The organism is Rhodoferax sp. U2-2l (assembly GCF_020594515.1).
In the GTDB taxonomy this organism is placed as follows: Bacteria; Pseudomonadota; Gammaproteobacteria; order Burkholderiales; family Burkholderiaceae_C; genus Rhodoferax.
Map to the genome: position 1 here is coordinate 104,272 of NZ_JAJCTH010000004.1, position 19,172 is coordinate 123,443.

Below are 19,172 nucleotides of genomic sequence, written 5' to 3' on the forward strand. Positions count from 1 at the left end.
TCAAGCCATGCATAAAAAGTCTGATACCTCGCCCACCTCGTCCCACAGCGCGCACCCTGTCAACCTCGGCCTGCAAGGCGGCGGCTCGCACGGCGCCTTCACCTGGGGCGTGCTCGACGTGCTGCTGCAAGACCCGCGCATCCACATCGAAGGCATCAGCGGCACCAGTGCCGGCGCCATGAACGCGGTGGCGCTGGCCCATGGCCTGGCGCAGGCCCAAGGGCGCTCGCAGGTGGCCCGCCGTGAAGCCGCCCGCGAGTCGCTGGCCAACTTCTGGAACGGCATCGTGGCCATGGGCGCCCTTGGACAGGCGCAGCGTGCGCCGTTCGATTTGATGTTTGGCCTGGCAGGCATGGACAGCTCACCCACCGGCCAGTGGGCCGACGCCATGGCGCGTGCCTGGTCGGGAACGTTGTCGCCGTACCAGAGCAACCCGCTGGACATCAATCCGCTGAAAGATTTTGTCGATCGGCAGATTGATTTTGAACGGCTGGCGGCCTTCACCGACCTCAAGCTGTTTGTGGTGGCAACCCGGGTCAGCACCGGCAAGGCCGAGGTGTTCTCCGGTGAGCGCATCACGGCCAACGCGGTGATGGCGTCTGCCTGCCTGCCCATGATGTTTCAGGCGGTGGAGATTGAAGGCGAGTTTTACTGGGACGGCGGTTACGCCGGCAACCCGGCCATTCACCCGCTGATCTACCAGTGCGACAGCCGCGACATTTTGCTGGTGCAGATCAACCCGATCAAGCGCGACAAATTGCCCACCAGCGCCGTCGACATCATGGACCGGCTCAACGAGATCACGTTCAATGCCGCCCTGATGGCCGAGATGCGCGCCATCGATTTTGTCAAGCGCCTGCTCAAAGAAGGCAAGCTCAACCCAGCGCATTACAAAGACGTCTTGTTGCACCGCATTGACGGCGGCGAGGTGCTGGAGCAACTGGGCGCAGCCACCAAGCTGTCAACCGATGCGCAGCTGATCAACGCCCTGCGCGATCTGGGTCAAAGCCACGCCCACCAGTGGCTGGCCCAGCACGCCAGCGACCTGGGTGTGCGCTCTGGCGTCGACATTGCGCACGACTACCTGGACGATCTGCGGGTACCGGTGCGTCCCGACAGACGCCAGCGCAGCCAGTGACGCCGCCCTGAACGCGCGCATCCAAAAACGCCGCCTGCCGCCCGGGCCGGGCTGGTGGGAAAACAGCGCGATATGAAACAAACTGAAAAAAATATCTGCAACTCGGGAACTTGACGTATCATCCGCCCCGTATTGCTTCTTTCCGGGGCAATATGGGTTTGCGGTGAATGCCAGTTACGCGTCTTCTCTAAGTCTTCAGAGGTTTGGTTGCAGCGGTCATGGACTCCATCGCGTTTTGAGTTATTTTGAGGAGTCCTTTCATGGGCAACAAACTTTACGTCGGCAATCTGCCTTATTCCTTCCGTGACGATGACCTGCAACAGGCATTCTCCCAACACGGTTCCGTTACCAGCGCCAAAGTCATGATGGAACGTGACACCGGCCGCTCCAAAGGTTTCGGTTTCGTCGAAATGGGCAGCGATGCTGAAGCACAAACAGCCATCAATGCCATGAACGGCCAACAATTCGGTGGCCGTGGCCTCGTGGTCAACGAAGCCCGTCCGATGGAACCGCGTCCCCCCCGCTCTGGTGGCGGCGGCTTCGGCGGCGGCGGCGGTGGTGGCGGCTACGGTGGTGGCGGTCGCTCTGGCGGCGGCGGTGGTGGTGGTTACGGCGGTGGTGGCGGCGGCGGTTACGGCGGTGGCCGTAGCAGCTACTAAGCACTTGCTGCTTGACTCAGGCTTTGGCCTGACACAAAAGGGTCCCTCGGGGCCCTTTTTGCATTGGGGTGTCAAATGTCGGTGATGCGGGGTTTACGCGGCCGCCCGGCAAACAGCTTGTCAAAAAGGCTGTTGGGCAGCAGGCGCAACAGTTTGGCCACCACCCCCATCTGCCAGGGAATCACCCGGTAGCTGTTACCTGCGGCAATGGCCTGGAAGGCTTTGGCGGCGAACACATCGGGCTGCATCAAAAAAGGCATGTCGTAACCGTTGTTTTGCGTCAGCGACGTCGCGATATAGCCGGGGCACAACGTCACCACCCGAACGCCGCTATCGCGCAACTCGCCGCGCAAGCTTTCGCAGTAACTGATGACGGCCGCCTTGCTGGCGCAATAGGCACCATGCCCTGGCAAACCCCGGATGCCCGCCACACTGCCGATGCCCACCAGCGTGCCTGAGCCGCGCAAGCGCATGGCAGACACGAAAGGCCCCAGGGTGGCGGCCACACCCATCACGTTGGTGGCCAGCACGCGCGCCATCACCGCCAGGTCTTCGGGCCGTGCGGTATCCACGCCGATGCTGATGCCGGCATTGGCAATCACCACCTCCGGCAAGCCCTGGCGTGCCATGCAATCTAGCGCCAGACGTTGCATGCCTGCGATGTCCGTCACATCGGCGCTATAAATCTGATATGTATCCGCACAGATGCCGCTGGCGCCAAGCCATGCTTGGATCGCTGATTCACGGCGCGCCACCAGGGCCAAGTGCCAGCCCTGCGCCGCGTAGTGCATGGCCAAGGCCTGGCCGATGCCGCTGGACGCGCCGGTGATCAAGACAAGCTGGGCCATGGTGAAGCCGGTGCCAGGTCAGGGTTTGACGGTGGGAAACAACACACCCTTGACCCGCCCCTGCATCTGGATGACCTGCCCTTTGTTGTCGTAGTCCATGCGGTCAGCGGTGAACTTGTCTTGCCCACGTGTCAGGATCACGGGCAGGTCTGACCTGACTTGTTCGGTGTTGACAAAGGTGTGCAAATGGTCGCCCTCAAAGCTCATGGCGGGCTGGGCCTTGCCCGTTGCGCTGACGGTGGGGGCGCGCAGCACGCGGGCGTCGCCCATCAGGGTCACCTCGGACGCGTCGCTGTTGGTCAGCGCACGGCGGGCCGTGGCGGTGGTCAGGTGACCCTGCTCATCAAACGAACGGATGATCACCTGGTCGATCTCCAGGGTGTCGGTGTCGGGGAAATGCCGTGCCTCCACACCTTTGACCTCGCTTTTGAGTTGCCCCCGCACATCAAAGGTCTTGACCGTGAATTGGTGCATGTAATAGTCGGGCAGATGCTGCACGGCTGCGACGGTAGCCACGGCGCTGGTGGTCGGCGTGGTGCGCACCAGCCAATAGGTGGCCATGGCAAGCGTTGCCATCAGCAGCAACGGCAAGTACAGCGTCAGACGGTCCAGTGCCCAGCGCAGGTTGTTCACGGCAAATAGGCCTGCAACAACGAGGCGTAGCGGCCGCTGGCCACCAGCAGCAGGTCACACAGTTCGCGCACCGCCCCTTCGCCACCACGCTGCCGCGTGACATGGTGCGCGGCGGCCAGCACCTCGGCATGCGCGTTGGCGGGCGCGCAGGCAAACGCACTGCGCGTCATCATCGGCAGGTCGGGCCAGTCGTCGCCCATCGCGGCGGCCTGGGACCAGTCCAGACCCAGCGCGGTGAGCGTGGCCTCGGCCGCCGGGCGCTTGTCTTCGGTGCCGTAATGCACGTGTTCGATGCCCAGCGCTGCCAGCCGCACCCGCAACGCCCGGGAGTCGCGCCCGGTGATGACCGCCGGGGTGACGCCAGCGCGCTGCAGCAGCTTCAGGCCGTGGCCGTCCAGTGTGTTGAAGCGTTTGAGGGTTTCACCCGCCTCGGAAAAGTACAGGCCGCCGTCAGTCAGCACCCCATCGACATCGAAAAACACCACGCGGATGCCTTGTGCCTGCAGCAGCAACTCGGGCGGGAAGTTGAGCGCGGGTGCCATCAGATGACCTTGGCGCGCATCAGGTCGTTGCTGTTGAGCGCCCCGCACAGTTGGCCCTGCGCGTCCAGCACCAGCACGCTGGTGATGCGGCGCAACTCCATCAGTTCGGCCGCTTCCACCGCCAGAGCGTCGGCACTGACGGTTTGCGGATGGGGGTGCATCACCTGGGCGGCGGTGGACTGGCGCAGGTCGATGCCTTTTTCGATCAGACGACGCAGATCACCATCGGTGAAGATGCCGCAGACCTGACCGGCATCGTCCACCACTGCGGTGGCGCCCAGGCCTTTGTCGCTCATTTCGCGCATCAGTTCACTGAAACTGGATGCCAGCGTGACCCGGGGAACCTGGTCACCACTGCGCATCACGTCGCGCACGTGGGTCAGCAACTTGCGCCCGAGCGCGCCACCCGGGTGCGAGCGGGCAAAGTCTTCGGCCTTGAAACCGCGCGCGTCCAGCAAAGCCACGGCCAAGGCATCCCCCAGCGCCAGTTGCGCGGTGGTGCTGGCGGTGGGCGCCAGATTCAGCGGACAGGCTTCTTTTTCAACGCCGCTGTTCAGGAAAACGGAGGCATGCCGCGCCAGCGTGGAGGCGGGGTTGCCGGTCATGGCCAGCAGCGGGATGCCCAGGCGCTTGATCATCGGCAACACCACGTTGAGCTCATCGGACTCGCCACTGTTGGAGATGGCCAGCACCACGTCCATGGGTTGGATCATGCCCAGATCACCGTGGCTGGCCTCGGCCGGGTGCACAAACATGGCGGGCGTGCCGGTGGAGGCGAGCGTGGCGACAATTTTGCGACCAATATGGCCACTTTTCCCCATGCCCATGACCACCACACGCCCTTGGCTGGCCAGCACCAGCCGCACCGCCTGCACAAAGTTGTCGCCCAGGTGGTGCTTGAGGCGCACCACCGCCGCAGCCTCCACATCCAGGGTCTCTCGGGCCAATTGCAGAATGCGATCAGCGTCAAACGACGGCGCAAGCGAGGGGGTGGTATTCATGTCGGCATTTTATCGACCGCCGGGCTGCGGGCGCGGGGGCAGTTGGTAGTATCCGGGGGTGAGTCCTCTCGAATTAACCCTGTTGTATTTGCTGGCGGCCGTGTTGGGCGTGGTGGTGTGCCGCAGCCTGAAGCTGCCGCCGATGCTGGGCTATCTGGCGGTGGGGGTGCTGATTGGCCCGAACGCGCTGGCGCTGGCCAAAAATGCCGATGGCGTACGCCACTTGGGCGAGTTTGGCGTGGTGTTTTTGATGTTTGTGATCGGGCTCGAGTTCAACCTGCCCAAGCTGCGCACCATGCGCCAACATGTGTTCGGGCTGGGGCTGTTCCAGGTCACCCTGACCATTCTGATCACCACGGCGGCCAGCATGGCATTCGCCGTGATGGCGCCCACCCATTGGGGCATGGACTGGAAAACTGCGCTGGCCCTGTCCAGCGCCATGGCCATGAGCAGCACCGCCATTGTCGTCAAGCTGATGTCCGAGCGCATCGAAATTGAGAGCGAACATGGCAAACGCATCATGGGTGTGCTGCTGTTTCAGGACTTGGCGGTGGTGCCGTTGCTGGTGCTGATTCCGGCGCTGGGCGCCTCAGCCGAACAGATGGCCGAGACGCTGAGCTGGGCGCTGCTGAAGGCGGCGGTGTTGATCACCCTGCTGCTGGTGGGCGGGCCGCGCATCATGCGCTGGTGGCTCACGCTGGTGGCGCGGCGCAAGAGCGAAGAGCTGTTTGTGCTGAACCTGCTGCTGGTCACGCTGGGCCTGGCCTGGCTGACCGAGCTGGCGGGCTTGAGCCTGGCGCTGGGCGCCTTCATTGCCGGCATGCTGATTTCCGAGACCCAGTACAAGCACCAGGTGGAGACCGACATCCGCCCGTTTCACGATGTGTTGCTGGGCCTGTTTTTCATCAGCATCGGCATGATGCTCGATTGGCGGCTGGTGCTGGAGCGCTGGCCGCTGGTGCTGATTCTGGTCACGCTGCCGGTGCTGTTCAAGGCCGCCATGATCACCCTCATCACCAAAGGTTTCGGCGCCAGTTCGGGCGTGTCCTTGCGCACCGGTCTGTACCTGGCGCAGGCTGGTGAATTCGGCTTTGTGCTGCTGACCCTGGCGCAACGCAACAGCCTGGTGCCGCCGGAACTGCTCAACCCGATTCTGGCGGCGATGGTGCTGTCGATGCTGGCCACACCCTTCATCATCATGCACAGCAGCGCCATCGTGATGCGGCTGGTCAGCAACGAATGGCTGATGGAGTCGGTGCAGATGACCACCATCGCCCGCAAGTCGATCAAGGCCAACAAGCACGTCATCATCTGCGGCTACGGGCGCTGTGGCCAGAACCTGGCGCGCATGCTGGACAAGGAAAACATCGCCTACATGGCGCTCGATCTCGACCCCGACCGGGTGCGCCAGGCCGCCGCCGCCGGTGATTCGGTGGTGTTTGGCGATGCCGGTCGTCTGCAGGCGCTGATGGCGGCTGGCCTGGCGCGGGCCAGCGCGGTGGTGGTGACCTATCTGGAAACCCCCAGCGCGCTGAAAGTGCTGGCCCACATCCATGAACATGCGCCCCAGGTGCCGGTGGTTGTGCGCACCCAGGACGACCACGATCTGGAACTGCTGCAAAAAGCCGGTGCCACCGAGGTGGTGCCCGAAACCATCGAAGGCTCGCTGATGTTGGCCAGCCATGCGCTGGCCCTGGTGGGGGTGCCGGTGCGCCGGGTGATCCGCATCGTGCGTGAGCAGCGCGACGCGCGCTACAGCCTGCTGCGCGGCTTTTTCCGCGGTGCCGACGACGGCGATGCGGACGAGGCCGAGCTGGAACGGCTCAGCACCATCCAGCTGCCACTGCACGCCAAGGCGATCGGCCGCACCGTGGACGACCTCGCCCTGCGTGCCCTGGGCACCCGGCTGGTGAGCGTGCGCCGGGCCTCCGGGCAGATCATGCCGCTCACCGACGACCTGCTGTTGGCAGCAGGCGACACGCTGGTGATCTCGGGCAAGGCCAATGCCATCGCCCAGACCGAACTCAGACTGATCAAAGGTTGATCTTGCCCAAACCGCCGTCGCCTGTCTGACGGGCACAATCACCACTCCCTGTTTTCTAACGGCTGCTTTATGTACAACACCAGCGTCAACCAATACCTTCGCGACCACATCCGCACCGTGCTGGACTGGCCGGCACCCGGCGTCCAGTTCCGCGACATCACGCCGCTGCTGCAGGATGCCAAGGTGTTCCGGGTGCTGATTGACGCCTTTGTGCACCGCTACATGGACCCCGCGCTGCGCCCCGATGTGGTGGCCGGGCTGGATGCGCGTGGCTTCATCATCGGCTCGGTCATCGCCTATGAGCTGGGCGTGGGCTTTGTGCCGATCCGCAAAAAGGGCAAGCTGCCCTTCACCACCGTGGAAGAAACCTACGAGCTGGAGTACGGCAGCGCCACGGTGGAGCTGCATGTGGACGCCGTCAAGGTGGGCCACCGGGTGCTGCTGATTGACGACCTGATTGCCACCGGCGGCACCATGATGGCGGGTAAAAAACTGCTCGAAAAATTGGGGGCCGATGTCATGGAAGGTGCCGCCATCGTCGACCTGCCCGAGCTTGGCGGCTCGGACAAGCTGCGGGCCTCGGGTCTGCCGCTGTTCACCCTGGTGGATTTCGAGGGCCTTTGAAGCGGCCCAGGCTGGGCGAGCGCTCAGTCCAGCCCGCCAAACTGGGTGCGGCTCAAGGGCGAACCGGTGTCGTCGGGCTCCAGCAACTGGGTGTCTTCATAACCGGGCGCTGGCGCAGGTTTGCGCGGCCCGGAGGTCACCACCTGACCCGCCTGTGCCGCCAACTGAGCTTCTGGCGTGGCGTCTGAGATGGCGCGCTTGAACGCCATCACCTCGTCGTTGTCAATCGGCTCAAAACCGTGCCGGGTGGCGGCCACAGCCGCGCCAACGGCCGTGGCAGCCGCCACTTTGGCCACCGGCACCTCCACCCTCGCGGGTGGCACGACGGCGGTCTCTGGCGCAACGCTCTGGCCAGCGACGGGCGCCATCAGCCGCCAGTACACCGCCTTGATCTGCAGGTCATGCCGCTGCGCGGCGGTCATCGCCATCAGCTGTTCAATGGCAGCCCAACGGTCCGGGGCCAGCACCTCGTCACCTAGCAGATCCACCATCACCAGAAACTGGCGACCCCGGGCGTCCAGCGACAGCACCTTGAACTTGTAGTGCGAAGCCAGCACCTCGGCGCGCAGCATCACGCTGCGAACCACGTCGTACAGATGCTCGCGCCGCTCATGGCGCTGCTGCTTGAGATCCGCCAGCGGGTCCACTGAATTAGCGGGGGGTGCTGCCTTGGGCGACAAGCCTTTCGCGGGGTCGGCGGGCAAGCTGGACGATGGCGGTGGCGCAGACTTGGAAAACAACCAACTGAACAGAGACATGGTGAACCTCTCAAACCCGTCGGGCCAATACGTCAGGACATTCTCCGCCAGGCCGCTGTGGCACCCGTCAGAGAACGCTTATTTTCCGATACAGAAACTCGAAAAGATGACACCCAGCAAATCGTCGGAGCTGAATTCACCGGTGATGGCATTGACCGCATTTTGCGCCAGCCGCAACTCCTCGGCCAACACGTCCAGCGCCTGCGCCTGTTGCGTCAGGTGCAGCGCCGCCCGATTCAGGTGACTTTGGACGTGTCGCAGCGCCTCCACATGGCGCGCCCGGGCGGCAAACACGCCTTCAGCGCCCGGCTGCCAACCCGCCAGCCGCAGCAACTGATGCCGCAGCGCATCGAGCCCGGCGCCGGTCTTGGCCGACAGCACCACACCTTGCAGGGGTGCCGCAGCCGGGGCCGCATCGGCCTTGTTCCAGATATCGAGAACGCTGATGTGCTGCGGCAGCTTCTGGCGCATGACGCTGGCGATGGCGTCATCTGCTGCTCTGTATTCAGCAGCATGGGCGCGCGTCAAGTCATGCAAAAACAGCACCGCATCGGCCTCAGCAATGGCGTGCCAGGCGCGCTCGATGCCAATTTTTTCCACCTCGTCGTCACTGTCACGCAGGCCGGCGGTATCAATCACGTGCAACGGCACCCCTTCAATCTGGATGGTCTGCTGCACCTTGTCGCGGGTGGTGCCCGGCACGGCGGTGACGATGGCCAGTTCGGCTCCGGCCAGCGCGTTGAGCAGCGACGATTTACCGGCATTGGGCTGGCCGGCAATCACGACCTTGATGCCTTCACGCAACAACGCCCCCTGGCGCGCCTTGGCCAGCACCGCCGTCACGCCGTCCTGCAGCCTCGCCAGTTGCCCCTGCGCGTCCGACTGGCGCAGGAAATCGATTTCTTCTTCCGGAAAGTCCAGCGTGGCCTCCACCAGCATGCGCAGGTGGATCAGCGCGTCACGCAATTGGTGAATTTCATGCGAGAACGCGCCTGACAGCGACCGGCTGGCGCTGCGCGCGGCGGCCTCGGTGCTGGCGTCAATCAGGTCGGCAATGGCCTCGGCCTGAACCAGGTCGATCTTGTCATTGAGAAACGCCCGCTCGGAAAATTCGCCCGGCAGGGCCAGCCGCAAATGGGCCAGCGTGGCTTGACCGCCAGGCAGCGCTTGCGCGGCGGCTTCCAGGCAGCGCGCCAACAGCAGCTGCAACACCACTGGGCCGCCGTGCGCCTGCAACTCCAGCACATCCTCGCCGGTGAACGAATGCGGTGACGGAAAGTACAGCGCCAGGCCGTGGTCGATGGCGGTGCCGTGGGCGTCCAGAAAACCGGTGTAGGTGGCTTCGCGCGGGGTCAGCCCCTTGCCGCAAAGCGCTTGCGTCAAAGCCTGCAGGCCGCGGCCGCTGACCCGCACGATGCCCACCGCGCCCCGGCCCGGGGCGGTGGCGATGGCCACAATCGGCTCCTGATGGCGCGGCAAAGTCATGGCTCAACCGCCCGGCGACCGATCAGAACTTCGGAAAATGGAACTTGGGCGGCACGCCCATGCGGGTGTTGATGACCCACTGCTGAGCAATCGACAGCACGTTGTTGGTGATCCAGTACAGCACCAGGCCCGCCGGAAAGAAGAAGAACATCACGCTGAACGCCAGCGGCATGAACCACATCATCTTGGCTTGCAGCGGGTCTGGCGGCGCCGGGTTCAGCGAGGTCTGCAGCACCGTGGTCAGCGTCATGATGATCGGCAGGATGAACAGCGGGTCAGGGCTGGAGAGGTCGTGGATCCAGCCGAGCCAGGGCGTGTTGCGCATTTCCACGCTCGACAGCAGCACCCAGTACAGCGCGATGAACACCGGGATCTGGATCATGATCGGGAAGCAGCCGCCCATCGGGTTGACTTTTTCCTCGCGATAGATGCGCATCATCTCCATCTGCATCTTTTGCGGGTTGTCCTTCAGGCGCTCGCGCATCTCGGTGATCTTGGGGTTCACCGCCTTCATCTTGGCCATGCTGGCGTAGGCCTTGGCGTTGAGCCAATAAAACGCGATTTTCAGCAACACCACCAGCGCCACAATTGACCAGCCCCAGTTGTTGATGATCTGATGCAACTGGTCCAGCAGCCAGTACAAAGGTTTGGCCAGAATGGTCAGCCAGCCATAGTCTTTCACCAGCTCCAGGCCCGGGGCCAGGGCTTCGAGTACTTTTTCTTCTTGCGGACCGGCAAACAGGGTGGTGTCCAGCGTCTTGCTGGCACCCGGCGCCAGTTCGGCCAGCGGCGCGATCATGCCCACCGAGTACAGATTGGTGTCGACTTTGCGCAAGAACAAGTCACGCTGGATGCCGTCACCCAGCAGCCAGGCGCTGGCAAAGTAGTGCTGCACCATGGCCACATAACCGTTGGTGGCAGATTTTTCGACATCGACATTGTTCTTCTCGATGTCCTCAAAATCGACCTTCTGGTATTTCTTGGCCTCGGTGTAGACCGCCGGCCCCGTAAAGGTGAAGTAGAAACTGGACTCGCCCGGCGGCTTGTTGCCATCGCGCACCAGTTGCAGGTACAACTGCGGTGACACGGGCGTGCTGCCGACGTTGAGCACTTCGTGCTTGACCGCCAGCGCGTAGCTGCCACGCGTCAGGGTGTAGGTCTTGATCAGCTTGACACCGCCCACCTCGGGAGACTCAAAACGCAGTTCCAGCGTGTCACTGCCGTCTTGCAGGGTGCGTTCACCCGGGGTCAGCGTCATGACCGCCTTGTGGGTCGGCAGGGCCGCACCGCCGCTGGCAGAAATCAGCCCCGACTGCGCCAGATACACCCGCTCCTTGCTGTCGTCGAGCAGGACAAAGTTGCGCGAGTTGTCGGCCATGTCCACATGCTTGAGGAACTCGGCGCGCACCACGGAACCGCCCGCGGTATCAAACGTGAGCTTGAGCACGTCGGTCTTCACCTCCACCAGCTCGTGCGCGACCGGCACAGTGCCACCCTGCGGCACAGCATCGGTGCTTGCCTTGGCCATGTCGCCAACAGCGCCTGATGTGCTTGCCTGCGGCACAGCACTGGGCACGCCACTGGCAGACGTTGCGGCACCGGGCGCGGCCACCACCGGGGTGGGGGACGGGAAAAAAGTCGTCTGACGACCGTTATAAATCTGCCATTGGTCCCACAGCATGACCAAAGACATGCCAAAAACCACCCACAGCATCGTGCGACGAATATCGTTCATGAAGACTTCTTTTCAGAGGAAGTTGAGATCAACCGGGAAAATACATGGCTGGCAGTGCCCGCCTTGGGTAGCGGCACCTCATCCAGACCACCTTCGCACCAGGGATGACAACGCCCGATACGCTTGAGCGTCAAGTAACTGCCCATGGCCGCGCCACGGGTTTCCAGCGCCTGCAAAGCATAGGCCGAGCAGGTGGGCTCAAAACGGCAGGACGAACCCAGCGCCGGACTCAGAAACAGGCGGTAGCCTTTGACAAGCCCCATCAGCAAACGCGCGATCATGCCTGCTCCAGGCGCAACATGGGTCGTTTTGCAGCCATGGCAAACAGCTGCTGCAATTCAGCCCTCACCGCAGCTTTCAAGGCATCGGACGTGGCGCTGACAAAGTGCTGGCGATCAAATCCGCTGCGCAGACGCACCACATGGGCCGCGTGCGACAGGGAAGACTCAAACTCTTGGGTCACGGTGTAGACCTGGCGTTTGATGATGTTGCGCGTCACCGCGCGCCTGGCCCAGCGCTTGGGCACCATGGCGCCCAGCCACACATCGTCGACTGCAAAAAGAGTCTGACACGCATCACTGTCTCGACGGGCGGACAGGGCCACGCGATGCAGGGCAAAGTGAGAAGTTCGCGCCAGAATGGAGCCAGCCAACACGGCCTGAAACTGTGGGCGGCTCTTGAGACGCTGCAAGGTCAGGCCGCTAGAAGGAGGCTGATCAGCCGCTGACCCATCCCGCCTTGATTAAACAGCCAGGCGCTTGCGACCCTTGGCGCGGCGAGCGTTGATCACTGCGCGGCCACCACGGGTTTTCATGCGGACCAAAAAGCCGTGAGTGCGGGCGCGACGAATTTTGGAGGGTTGGTATGTGCGTTTCATTTTGGAAATCCTAAGAAGCTAAAGCAGCAGACTGCGCCACGGGTCAGGGCCCGCACCAGTTCAACCGACGTTCGGGTTTCTCCTGAAAACATCAGGGAACCGTAGATTATCGCAAATTTTTGTGACCAGCGTTTCACACCCACATTGACATTGACTTGCAAGCCCCTGCCTTGCATGCGATTTGCGGGTTCGCCCGGGGTGTGGATAAGGCTTTGATAAATTAGAATGCCGGGTCCAGCAATTTAAAACTATCCACACAAAGCTGACATGACATGACGCAGGGACTTCCACCCCGGCCAGACACACCGGACGTGCTGGCCCACCCCGATTTTTGGCAAACCTGCATCGATCAGCTGGCGCAGGAATTACCCGACCAGCAGTTCCAGACCTGGATCAAGCCGCTCTCGGCCCAGGTCTCTGACGACCTCTCCAAAGTCACCATCTTTGTGGCCAACCGCTTCAAGCTGGACTGGATCCGGGCGCAATACAGCGGCCGGTTGGCGTCCCTGATGGAGCGCCTGACCGGGCAACCCGTGTCGATTGAGTTGGCACTGGCGGCGCGGGAGCCTGTGCCGCGTGCGCCCGCAGTTTTGGCGGCTGCCAGCCCGAACCCTCAGGGGTCAAGCGCCAGCCAGGAAACATCGGCCAACGAGCCGCTCAAAAACCGTCTGAACAATGGTCTGACCTTTGACACGCTGGTCGAAGGCAGCGCCAACCGCATGGCGCGTGCAGCCGCCATGCACGTGGCGGGCATGCCGGGCCATTTGTACAACCCGCTGTTCATTTATGGCGGAGTTGGCTTGGGTAAAACCCATTTGATGCACGCTGTGGGTAACCAGCTGATCAGCGAACGTCCGACTGCGAAAGTGCTGTACATCCACGCCGAACAGTTTGTGACTGATGTGGTGAAAGCTTACCAGCGCAAAGCCTTTGATGAGTTCAAGGAGCGGTACCACTCGCTGGACCTGCTGCTGATCGATGACGTGCAGTTTTTTGCCAACAAGGAACGCACCCAAGAGGAGTTTTTCAACGCCTTTGAGGCGCTGCTGGCGCGCAAATCGCACATCGTGATGACCAGCGACACCTACCCCAAGGGCCTGGCCGACATCCACGAGCGCCTTGTCTCCCGCTTTGATTCGGGCCTCACGGTGGCCATCGAGCCGCCCGAGCTGGAAATGCGCGTGGCGATTTTGATCAACAAGGCGCACGCCGAAGGCATCGTGATGCCCGAAGAGGTGGCGTTTTTTGTCGCCAAAAATGTGCGCTCGAACGTGCGCGAGCTCGAAGGTGCGCTGCGCAAAATTCTGGCTTACTCACGCTTCAACCAAAAAGAAATTTCGATTGCCCTGGCACGCGAGGCGCTGCGCGACCTGTTGTCCATCCAAAACCGGCAAATTTCAGTGGAGAACATCCAAAAAACGGTGGCCGACTACTACAAGATCAAGATCGCCGACATGTACTCCAAGAAGCGCCCGGCCAGCATTGCCCGGCCGCGCCAGATTGCCATGTACCTGGCCAAGGAACTCACGCAAAAAAGTCTGCCCGAAATTGGCGAGCTGTTTGGCGGGCGTGACCACACCACCGTGTTGCACGCGGTGCGAAAGATCGGCAGTGAACGCCAACAGTTGACGGAACTCAACCAACAGTTGCATGTGCTCGAACAAACCCTCAAAGGCTGAAGCAAATGAGTGGGAAAATAGCCTGTGCCGTACCGACCAATTCATTGACCAGTGACCGGAAGAAGACCTCATGATTGTGATCAAAGACACCCAAAGTAAAGTGCTCTCCGTGCTGCAGGCCGTCTCGGGCATTGTCGAGCGGCGTCACACGCTGCCGATTCTGGCCAACGTCATGATCCGCAAGACCGGCACCAGCGTGCAACTCACCACCAGCGACCTGGAGATCCAGATCCGCACCACCGCGGACCTGGGCGGCGACACCGGCGACTTCACCACCACCGTGGGTGCACGCAAGCTCATCGACATCTTGCGCAGCCTGCCTGCCGATCAGGTGGTGTCGCTGGAGTCCAGCGCAACCAAGCTGATCCTCAAAGGCGGCAAGAGCAAGTTCACGCTGCAATCCATGCCCGCCGAAGACTTTCCGCTGGTGCAGGAGTCGGCCAACTTTGGCCCGGTGTTCAGCGTGCCACAAAAAACGCTGAAGGCGTTGCTCAGCCAGGTGTCGTTTGCCATGGCGGTGCATGACATTCGTTATTACCTCAACGGTATTTTGTTTGTGGCCGAAGGCCAGCAGCTCAGTCTGGTGTCCACCGACGGCCACCGTCTGGCCTTTGCCAGCGCCACGCTGGATGTGGAAGTGCCCAAGCAAGAGGTGATCTTGCCGCGCAAAACAGTGCTGGAATTGCAGCGCCTTCTCAGTGATGCCGAAGGCGCCATCGACATGCAGTTTGCCAACAACCAGGCCAAGTTCAGCTTTGGCGGCATGGAGTTCGTCACCAAGCTGGTGGAAGGCAAGTTCCCCGACTACAACCGCGTCATTCCGCGCAACCACCAAAACAGCATCATTCTGGGCCGTGCGGCGCTGTTGTCCACCTTGCAGCGCACCGCCATTCTGACCAGTGACAAGTTCAAGGGTGTGCGCCTGAACATCGACCCCGGCACCCTGCGCGTGGCCGCCAACAACGCCGAGCAGGAAGAGGCGGTGGACGAACTCGACATCGATTACGGCGGTGACAGCATCGAGATCGGCTTCAACGTCACCTACCTGATTGACGCCCTCGCCAACATGTCGCAAGAGATGATCAAGATCGAGCTGTCTGACGGCAACAGCTCCGCGCTGCTGACCATTCCCGACAACGACCAGTTCAAGTACGTGGTGATGCCGATGCGAATCTAGGCACCACGTTGCCCCTGTGCAGCCCAACCAAACCCGCGACGAGCACGCTGTTCTTTGCGGGTTTGATGTTTCCAGACCCCGCCAGATTTACGAAGTTTTGCGACACGGCCTCATCCAAAAGCCTGTCTAACCTGTCCAAGAGTGTGTCATGACCGAAGAAAACCAGCCCATCCCCTCCAATGAACCCATCGGCAACGGGGTTCACACGGGCGAGGGCGCCGCTGACAGCTCCAACTTTCAGCCCACCATCGACGCGCACCAGGCCGGGGCCTCCGAGGCTTATGGCGAAGGCTCGATCCAGATCCTGGAAGGCCTGGAAGCCGTGCGCAAGCGCCCCGGCATGTACATCGGCGACACATCGGACGGCACCGGCCTGCACCACCTGGTGTTTGAGGTGGTGGACAACTCGATCGACGAATCGCTGGCGGGCCATTGCGACGACATTCTGGTCACCATCCACGCCGACAACTCGGTGAGTGTGGTCGACAACGGCCGCGGCATCCCGACCGGCGTGAAGATGGACGACAAGCATGAGCCCAAACGCAGCGCCGCTGAAATTGCCTTGACCGAGTTGCACGCTGGCGGCAAGTTCAACCAGAACAGCTACAAGGTCTCGGGCGGTCTGCACGGCGTGGGCGTGAGCTGCGTCAACGCCCTCTCCAAGATGCTGCGCCTGACCGTGCGCCGGGACCACAAGGTGCATGTGCTGGAGTTCAGCCGGGGGTTTGTGCAAAACCGCATCACCGAGGCCATGGACGGTGTGGATGTGTCACCCATGAAGGTGATTGGCGATACCGAACGCCGCGGCACCGAAGTGCACTTTTTGCCCGACACCGATATCTTCAAGGAAAACAACGAGTTCCATTACGAAGTGCTGGCCAAGCGCCTGCGCGAGCTGAGCTTTTTGAACCACGGTGTGCGCATCCGCCTGAAAGACGAACGCAGCGGCAAGGAAGACGACTTTTCCGGCGCGGACGGCGTGCGTGGTTTTGTCAACTTCATCAACAAAGGCAAGACCATCCTCAACCCCAACATCTTCCACGCGCTGGGTGACCGCCAGAGTGACCAGGGCACCAACATCGGTGTGGAAGTGGCCATGCAGTGGAACAGCGGCTACAACGAACAGGTGCTGTGTTTCACCAACAATATTCCCCAGCGCGACGGCGGCACCCACCTGACCGGGCTGCGCGCTGCCATGACCCGCATCATCAACAAATACATTGACGACAACGAGTTGGCCAAGAAAGCCAAGGTCGAAGTCAGCGGCGACGACATGCGCGAAGGCCTGTGCTGCGTGCTGTCCGTGAAGGTGCCCGAGCCCAAGTTCAGCAGCCAGACCAAGGACAAACTGGTGTCATCAGAGGTGCGCGGCCCGGTGGAAGACATCGTGAGCAAACTGCTGTGGGACTACCTGCAAGAGCGCCCGGCCGACGCCAAGATCATCGTTGGCAAGATCATCGAAGCCGCGCGCGCCCGCGAAGCCGCCCGCAAGGCGCGCGACATGACGCGCCGCAAAGGGGTGCTTGACGGCATGGGCCTGCCCGGCAAACTGGCCGACTGCCAGGAAAAAGACCCGGCAGGCTGCGAGATCTACATCGTAGAGGGCGACTCCGCCGGTGGCTCTGCCAAACAAGGGCGCGACCGCAAGTTCCAGGCGATCCTGCCGCTGCGCGGCAAGATCCTGAACGTGGAGAAAGCGCGCTACGAAAAACTGCTCACCAGCAACGAAATCCTAACGCTGATCACTGCTTTGGGCACCGGCATCGGCAAGGCTGGTGGCTCCACCGGCAACGACGACTTTGACGTGGCCAAGCTGCGTTACCACCGCATCATCATCATGACCGATGCCGACGTGGACGGCGCCCACATCCGCACCCTGCTGCTGACCTTCTTCTACCGCCAGATGCCCGAACTGGTGGAGCGTGGTCACATCTACATCGCCCAGCCGCCGCTGTACAAGGTCAAGGCCGGGCGCGAAGAGCTGTACCTGCAAGGCCCCACCGATCTCGACAACTTTTTGCTGCGTATTGCGCTGGTCCACGCCACGGTTTACACCGGCGGCGAAGCCAACACCGCACTGACCGGTGACACCCTGACCGAGCTGGCACGCAAGCACCAGGTGGCGCAGACCGTGATTGCCCGGCTGGGCAACTTCATGGATGTGTCGGCCCTGCGCGCCATTGCCGACGGCGTGGCGCTCAACCTCGACACCGTGGCCGATGCCGAAATCTCCGCCGCTGCGATGCAGGCCTTCCTGCCCGACGCCGAGGTGGCGGGGGAATTTGACGCGCGCACCGACAAACCGATTCTGCGCATCAGCCGCCGCTTGCACGGCAACATCAAGAGCAGCGTGCTCACCCAAGACTTTGTCCACGGCGCGGACTACGGTGCGCTGGCCGAGGCCGCCAAAACCTTCAAGGGCCTGCTGGGCGCGGGTGCCAAAGTCACGCGCGGTGAAGGCGAGCGACAGAAAGAGCAAAAAGTCAACGACTTCCGCGAAGCCATGGACTGGCTGATCTCTGAAGCCGAACGCAGCACCAGCCGCCAACGCTACAAAGGGCTGGGCGAAATGAACCCCGAACAGCTCTGGGAAACCACCATGGACCCGGCCGTGCGCACCCTGCTGCGGGTGCAGATTGACGACGCGATTGAGGCCGACAAGGTGTTCACCATGCTGATGGGCGACGAGGTGGAACCTCGCCGTGAGTTCATCGAAACCAATGCGTTGCGGGCGGGGAATATCGATATTTGACGAGTGTAGAGCCAGGCATAAGACGCGAAATCTATAGGCCCAGTTTTTTCATAGCCAACTGCTAAGGAATACCGGCTCGACTGCGTTCACTTCCTCGGCAATGCCGCCTCTGAGTCGGCTCTAGGTCGCGAAAGCTACGGCTGGTTTTTGGGGGGACCAGAAATGACTGAACAAGCGCAACCCACGCACCTGACTGGGAGCGTAACGCTCCGCTATGCGGAGCTCTGCCAGTTCCGACGCATCGCCTGCGTCGGTTTGGATGCCGATGAGAAGACAACAATTCTTGTAGGCGCCAACAGCAACCGTCCGTGAGTTCGAATTTCACCGCTTCCGCCAGAGGAGCCATCGCGACCCAGCGGATGGACGCCGTGCCGCTCATTCAGGAGGCGGGCACCGCCCCCTACCAGTGCTGCAACGCGAACAGCATCCCGCACAGACAGTCGTGCCCGGACGAGTGGCCGAACGCCCTGGCCTTCGCCAGGGCCGACTCCAGCTCCGCGCCGGGGTCCAGCACCGCCAGGTAGAGCTGGCTCGCGTGACCCTGCAGCGCGCGCCGGAGCATGGCCTGGCTGACGTCGGTCGTCGACGCGCCACGCGCGGCCTGCTCCAGGATCCTGGCGCCCAGCCCGGGCGCCCGCCACTGCAGCACTAGGAACATGCCGAGCAGGAAGTCGTCGCCCGACGGGGTCAGGCCCGGGCCGAGGCCGACGAGGCCCGAGCAGGCATGGACCAGTTGGTCGTCGTCGCCCGTCCTCACCGCCGCCTGCAATGCCAGCCAGACTCGGCGCACCGCCGGCGCGTAAGGCGAAGCCTCGTTGTGCAGCGAGTCGAACCAGCCGTGGGCGGGAGGATCGCGTGACAGCCATTGCGAGAGCACGGCCGCCAGTTCCGAGATCCGCCTGTCGTCCGGCGGCCCGTGATCGGCGATCGCGGTGCTCGCCACCGCGGCGGCACGCAGCGAGAACGACTCCCCGGCCACAACCAACTCGTCGGCCGTCATGCGCACACGCGCGCCGGGCGCGAAGCGCGTGAAGTCCGACCGGCCGCCGACGATCATGCCGGCAGGCGCCAGCGCCTGGCCCTCGCCCAACAGGCTGAACAGCTCGCCGTCGAGGCGGAAGTTCAGCGCCTGCCGGAAGGAAGAATGAACCACGCCATCGCCGGACTGGCCGACCGTCAGGCCGCAGCGCGAAATGACTTCAAGAGACCGCATGGCAGAC

General features: G+C 62.5%; 18 protein-coding genes. 7 read left to right on the forward strand and 11 right to left on the reverse strand.

Annotated elements, in window-relative coordinates; all coding sequences use genetic code 11:
• Positions 1-7 precede the first annotated feature (7 nt).
• A complete protein-coding gene (locus LHU53_RS05030) occupies positions 8-1,138 on the forward strand; it encodes a patatin-like phospholipase family protein (RefSeq protein WP_227330994.1) in 1,131 nt (376 codons plus the stop codon).
• Between the two features lie 260 nt (positions 1,139-1,398).
• Entirely contained in the window at positions 1,399-1,797 is a 399-nt protein-coding gene (locus tag LHU53_RS05035) for an RNA-binding protein (RefSeq protein ID WP_227330995.1), read from the forward strand.
• Positions 1,798-1,868: 71 nt separating this feature from the next.
• Here LHU53_RS05035 and LHU53_RS05040 read toward each other — a convergent pair whose 3' ends face one another.
• The 4 genes from LHU53_RS05040 to LHU53_RS05055 are packed head-to-tail and all read right to left on the reverse strand — an operon-like array spanning position 1,869 to position 4,821.
• Positions 1,869-2,645, reverse strand: coding sequence for an SDR family oxidoreductase (locus tag LHU53_RS05040; protein WP_227330996.1), 777 nt, complete (start codon positions 2,643-2,645; stop codon positions 1,869-1,871).
• Between the two features lie 18 nt (positions 2,646-2,663).
• The gene (lptC, locus tag LHU53_RS05045) at positions 2,664-3,278 is read right to left on the reverse strand and encodes an LPS export ABC transporter periplasmic protein LptC (RefSeq protein WP_370632224.1); all 615 of its coding nucleotides are present in this window, start codon (positions 3,276-3,278) and stop codon (positions 2,664-2,666) included.
• On the reverse strand, positions 3,275-3,820 hold the full coding sequence (locus tag LHU53_RS05050; RefSeq protein WP_227330997.1) for an HAD family hydrolase: 546 nt from the start codon (positions 3,818-3,820) through the stop codon (positions 3,275-3,277). Before LHU53_RS05050 ends, lptC begins: the two co-directional genes overlap by 4 nt.
• Positions 3,820-4,821: an SIS domain-containing protein gene (locus tag LHU53_RS05055; protein ID WP_227331002.1), complete on the reverse strand. Its 1,002-nt coding sequence runs from the start codon at positions 4,819-4,821 to the stop codon at positions 3,820-3,822. The genes LHU53_RS05050 and LHU53_RS05055 overlap by 1 nt, the downstream gene beginning before the upstream one ends.
• Before the next feature lie 58 nt (positions 4,822-4,879).
• On the opposite strand from LHU53_RS05055, the gene LHU53_RS05060 reads away from it, so the two are divergent.
• Together LHU53_RS05060 and LHU53_RS05065 are read left to right on the forward strand one after the other, a co-directional pair.
• Entirely contained in the window at positions 4,880-6,865 is a 1,986-nt protein-coding gene (locus tag LHU53_RS05060; protein ID WP_227331003.1) for a monovalent cation:proton antiporter family protein, read from the forward strand.
• Positions 6,866-6,934: 69 nt separating this feature from the next.
• Complete coding sequence (locus tag LHU53_RS05065) at positions 6,935-7,489, forward strand: adenine phosphoribosyltransferase (protein WP_227331004.1); 555 nt, start codon at positions 6,935-6,937, stop codon at positions 7,487-7,489.
• Between the two features lie 23 nt (positions 7,490-7,512).
• Here LHU53_RS05065 and LHU53_RS05070 read toward each other — a convergent pair whose 3' ends face one another.
• The 6 genes from LHU53_RS05070 to rpmH all read right to left on the reverse strand — a co-directional run bounded on the left by LHU53_RS05070 (position 7,513) and on the right by rpmH (position 12,344).
• The gene (locus LHU53_RS05070; RefSeq protein WP_227331005.1) at positions 7,513-8,247 is read right to left on the reverse strand and encodes a hypothetical protein; all 735 of its coding nucleotides are present in this window, start codon (positions 8,245-8,247) and stop codon (positions 7,513-7,515) included.
• 78 nt (positions 8,248-8,325) lie between these two features.
• The gene (gene mnmE, locus LHU53_RS05075; protein ID WP_227331007.1) at positions 8,326-9,732 is read right to left on the reverse strand and encodes a tRNA uridine-5-carboxymethylaminomethyl(34) synthesis GTPase MnmE; all 1,407 of its coding nucleotides are present in this window, start codon (positions 9,730-9,732) and stop codon (positions 8,326-8,328) included.
• Between the two features lie 22 nt (positions 9,733-9,754).
• Complete coding sequence (gene yidC, locus LHU53_RS05080) at positions 9,755-11,467, reverse strand: membrane protein insertase YidC (protein ID WP_227331009.1); 1,713 nt, start codon at positions 11,465-11,467, stop codon at positions 9,755-9,757.
• Positions 11,464-11,748, reverse strand: a complete 285-nt coding sequence (gene yidD / locus LHU53_RS05085; protein ID WP_227331010.1) for a membrane protein insertion efficiency factor YidD — start codon at positions 11,746-11,748, stop codon at positions 11,464-11,466. The genes yidC and yidD overlap by 4 nt, the downstream gene beginning before the upstream one ends.
• Positions 11,745-12,158, reverse strand: a complete 414-nt coding sequence (locus tag LHU53_RS05090; RefSeq protein ID WP_227331011.1) for a ribonuclease P protein component — start codon at positions 12,156-12,158, stop codon at positions 11,745-11,747. The genes yidD and LHU53_RS05090 overlap by 4 nt, the downstream gene beginning before the upstream one ends.
• A 51-nt stretch (positions 12,159-12,209) precedes the next feature.
• Positions 12,210-12,344 carry a 50S ribosomal protein L34 gene (gene rpmH / locus LHU53_RS05095; protein ID WP_006299042.1) on the reverse strand — a complete coding sequence of 45 codons (135 nt, stop codon included), beginning with the start codon at positions 12,342-12,344 and terminating at the stop codon, positions 12,210-12,212.
• Between the two features lie 272 nt (positions 12,345-12,616).
• Between rpmH and dnaA the strand changes: the two genes are divergently transcribed.
• The 3 genes from dnaA to gyrB all read left to right on the forward strand — a co-directional run bounded on the left by dnaA (position 12,617) and on the right by gyrB (position 17,952).
• Entirely contained in the window at positions 12,617-14,023 is a 1,407-nt protein-coding gene (gene dnaA, locus LHU53_RS05100) for a chromosomal replication initiator protein DnaA (protein ID WP_227331012.1), read from the forward strand.
• 70 nt (positions 14,024-14,093) lie between these two features.
• On the forward strand, positions 14,094-15,200 hold the full coding sequence (gene dnaN, locus LHU53_RS05105) for a DNA polymerase III subunit beta (protein ID WP_227331014.1): 1,107 nt from the start codon (positions 14,094-14,096) through the stop codon (positions 15,198-15,200).
• Positions 15,201-15,348: 148 nt separating this feature from the next.
• A complete protein-coding gene (gyrB, locus tag LHU53_RS05110; protein ID WP_227331015.1) occupies positions 15,349-17,952 on the forward strand; it encodes a DNA topoisomerase (ATP-hydrolyzing) subunit B in 2,604 nt (867 codons plus the stop codon).
• Positions 17,953-18,352: 400 nt separating this feature from the next.
• Here gyrB and LHU53_RS05115 read toward each other — a convergent pair whose 3' ends face one another.
• Positions 18,353-19,165, reverse strand: coding sequence for a DUF2877 domain-containing protein (locus LHU53_RS05115; protein WP_227331017.1), 813 nt, complete (start codon positions 19,163-19,165; stop codon positions 18,353-18,355).
• Positions 19,166-19,172 lie beyond the last annotated feature (7 nt).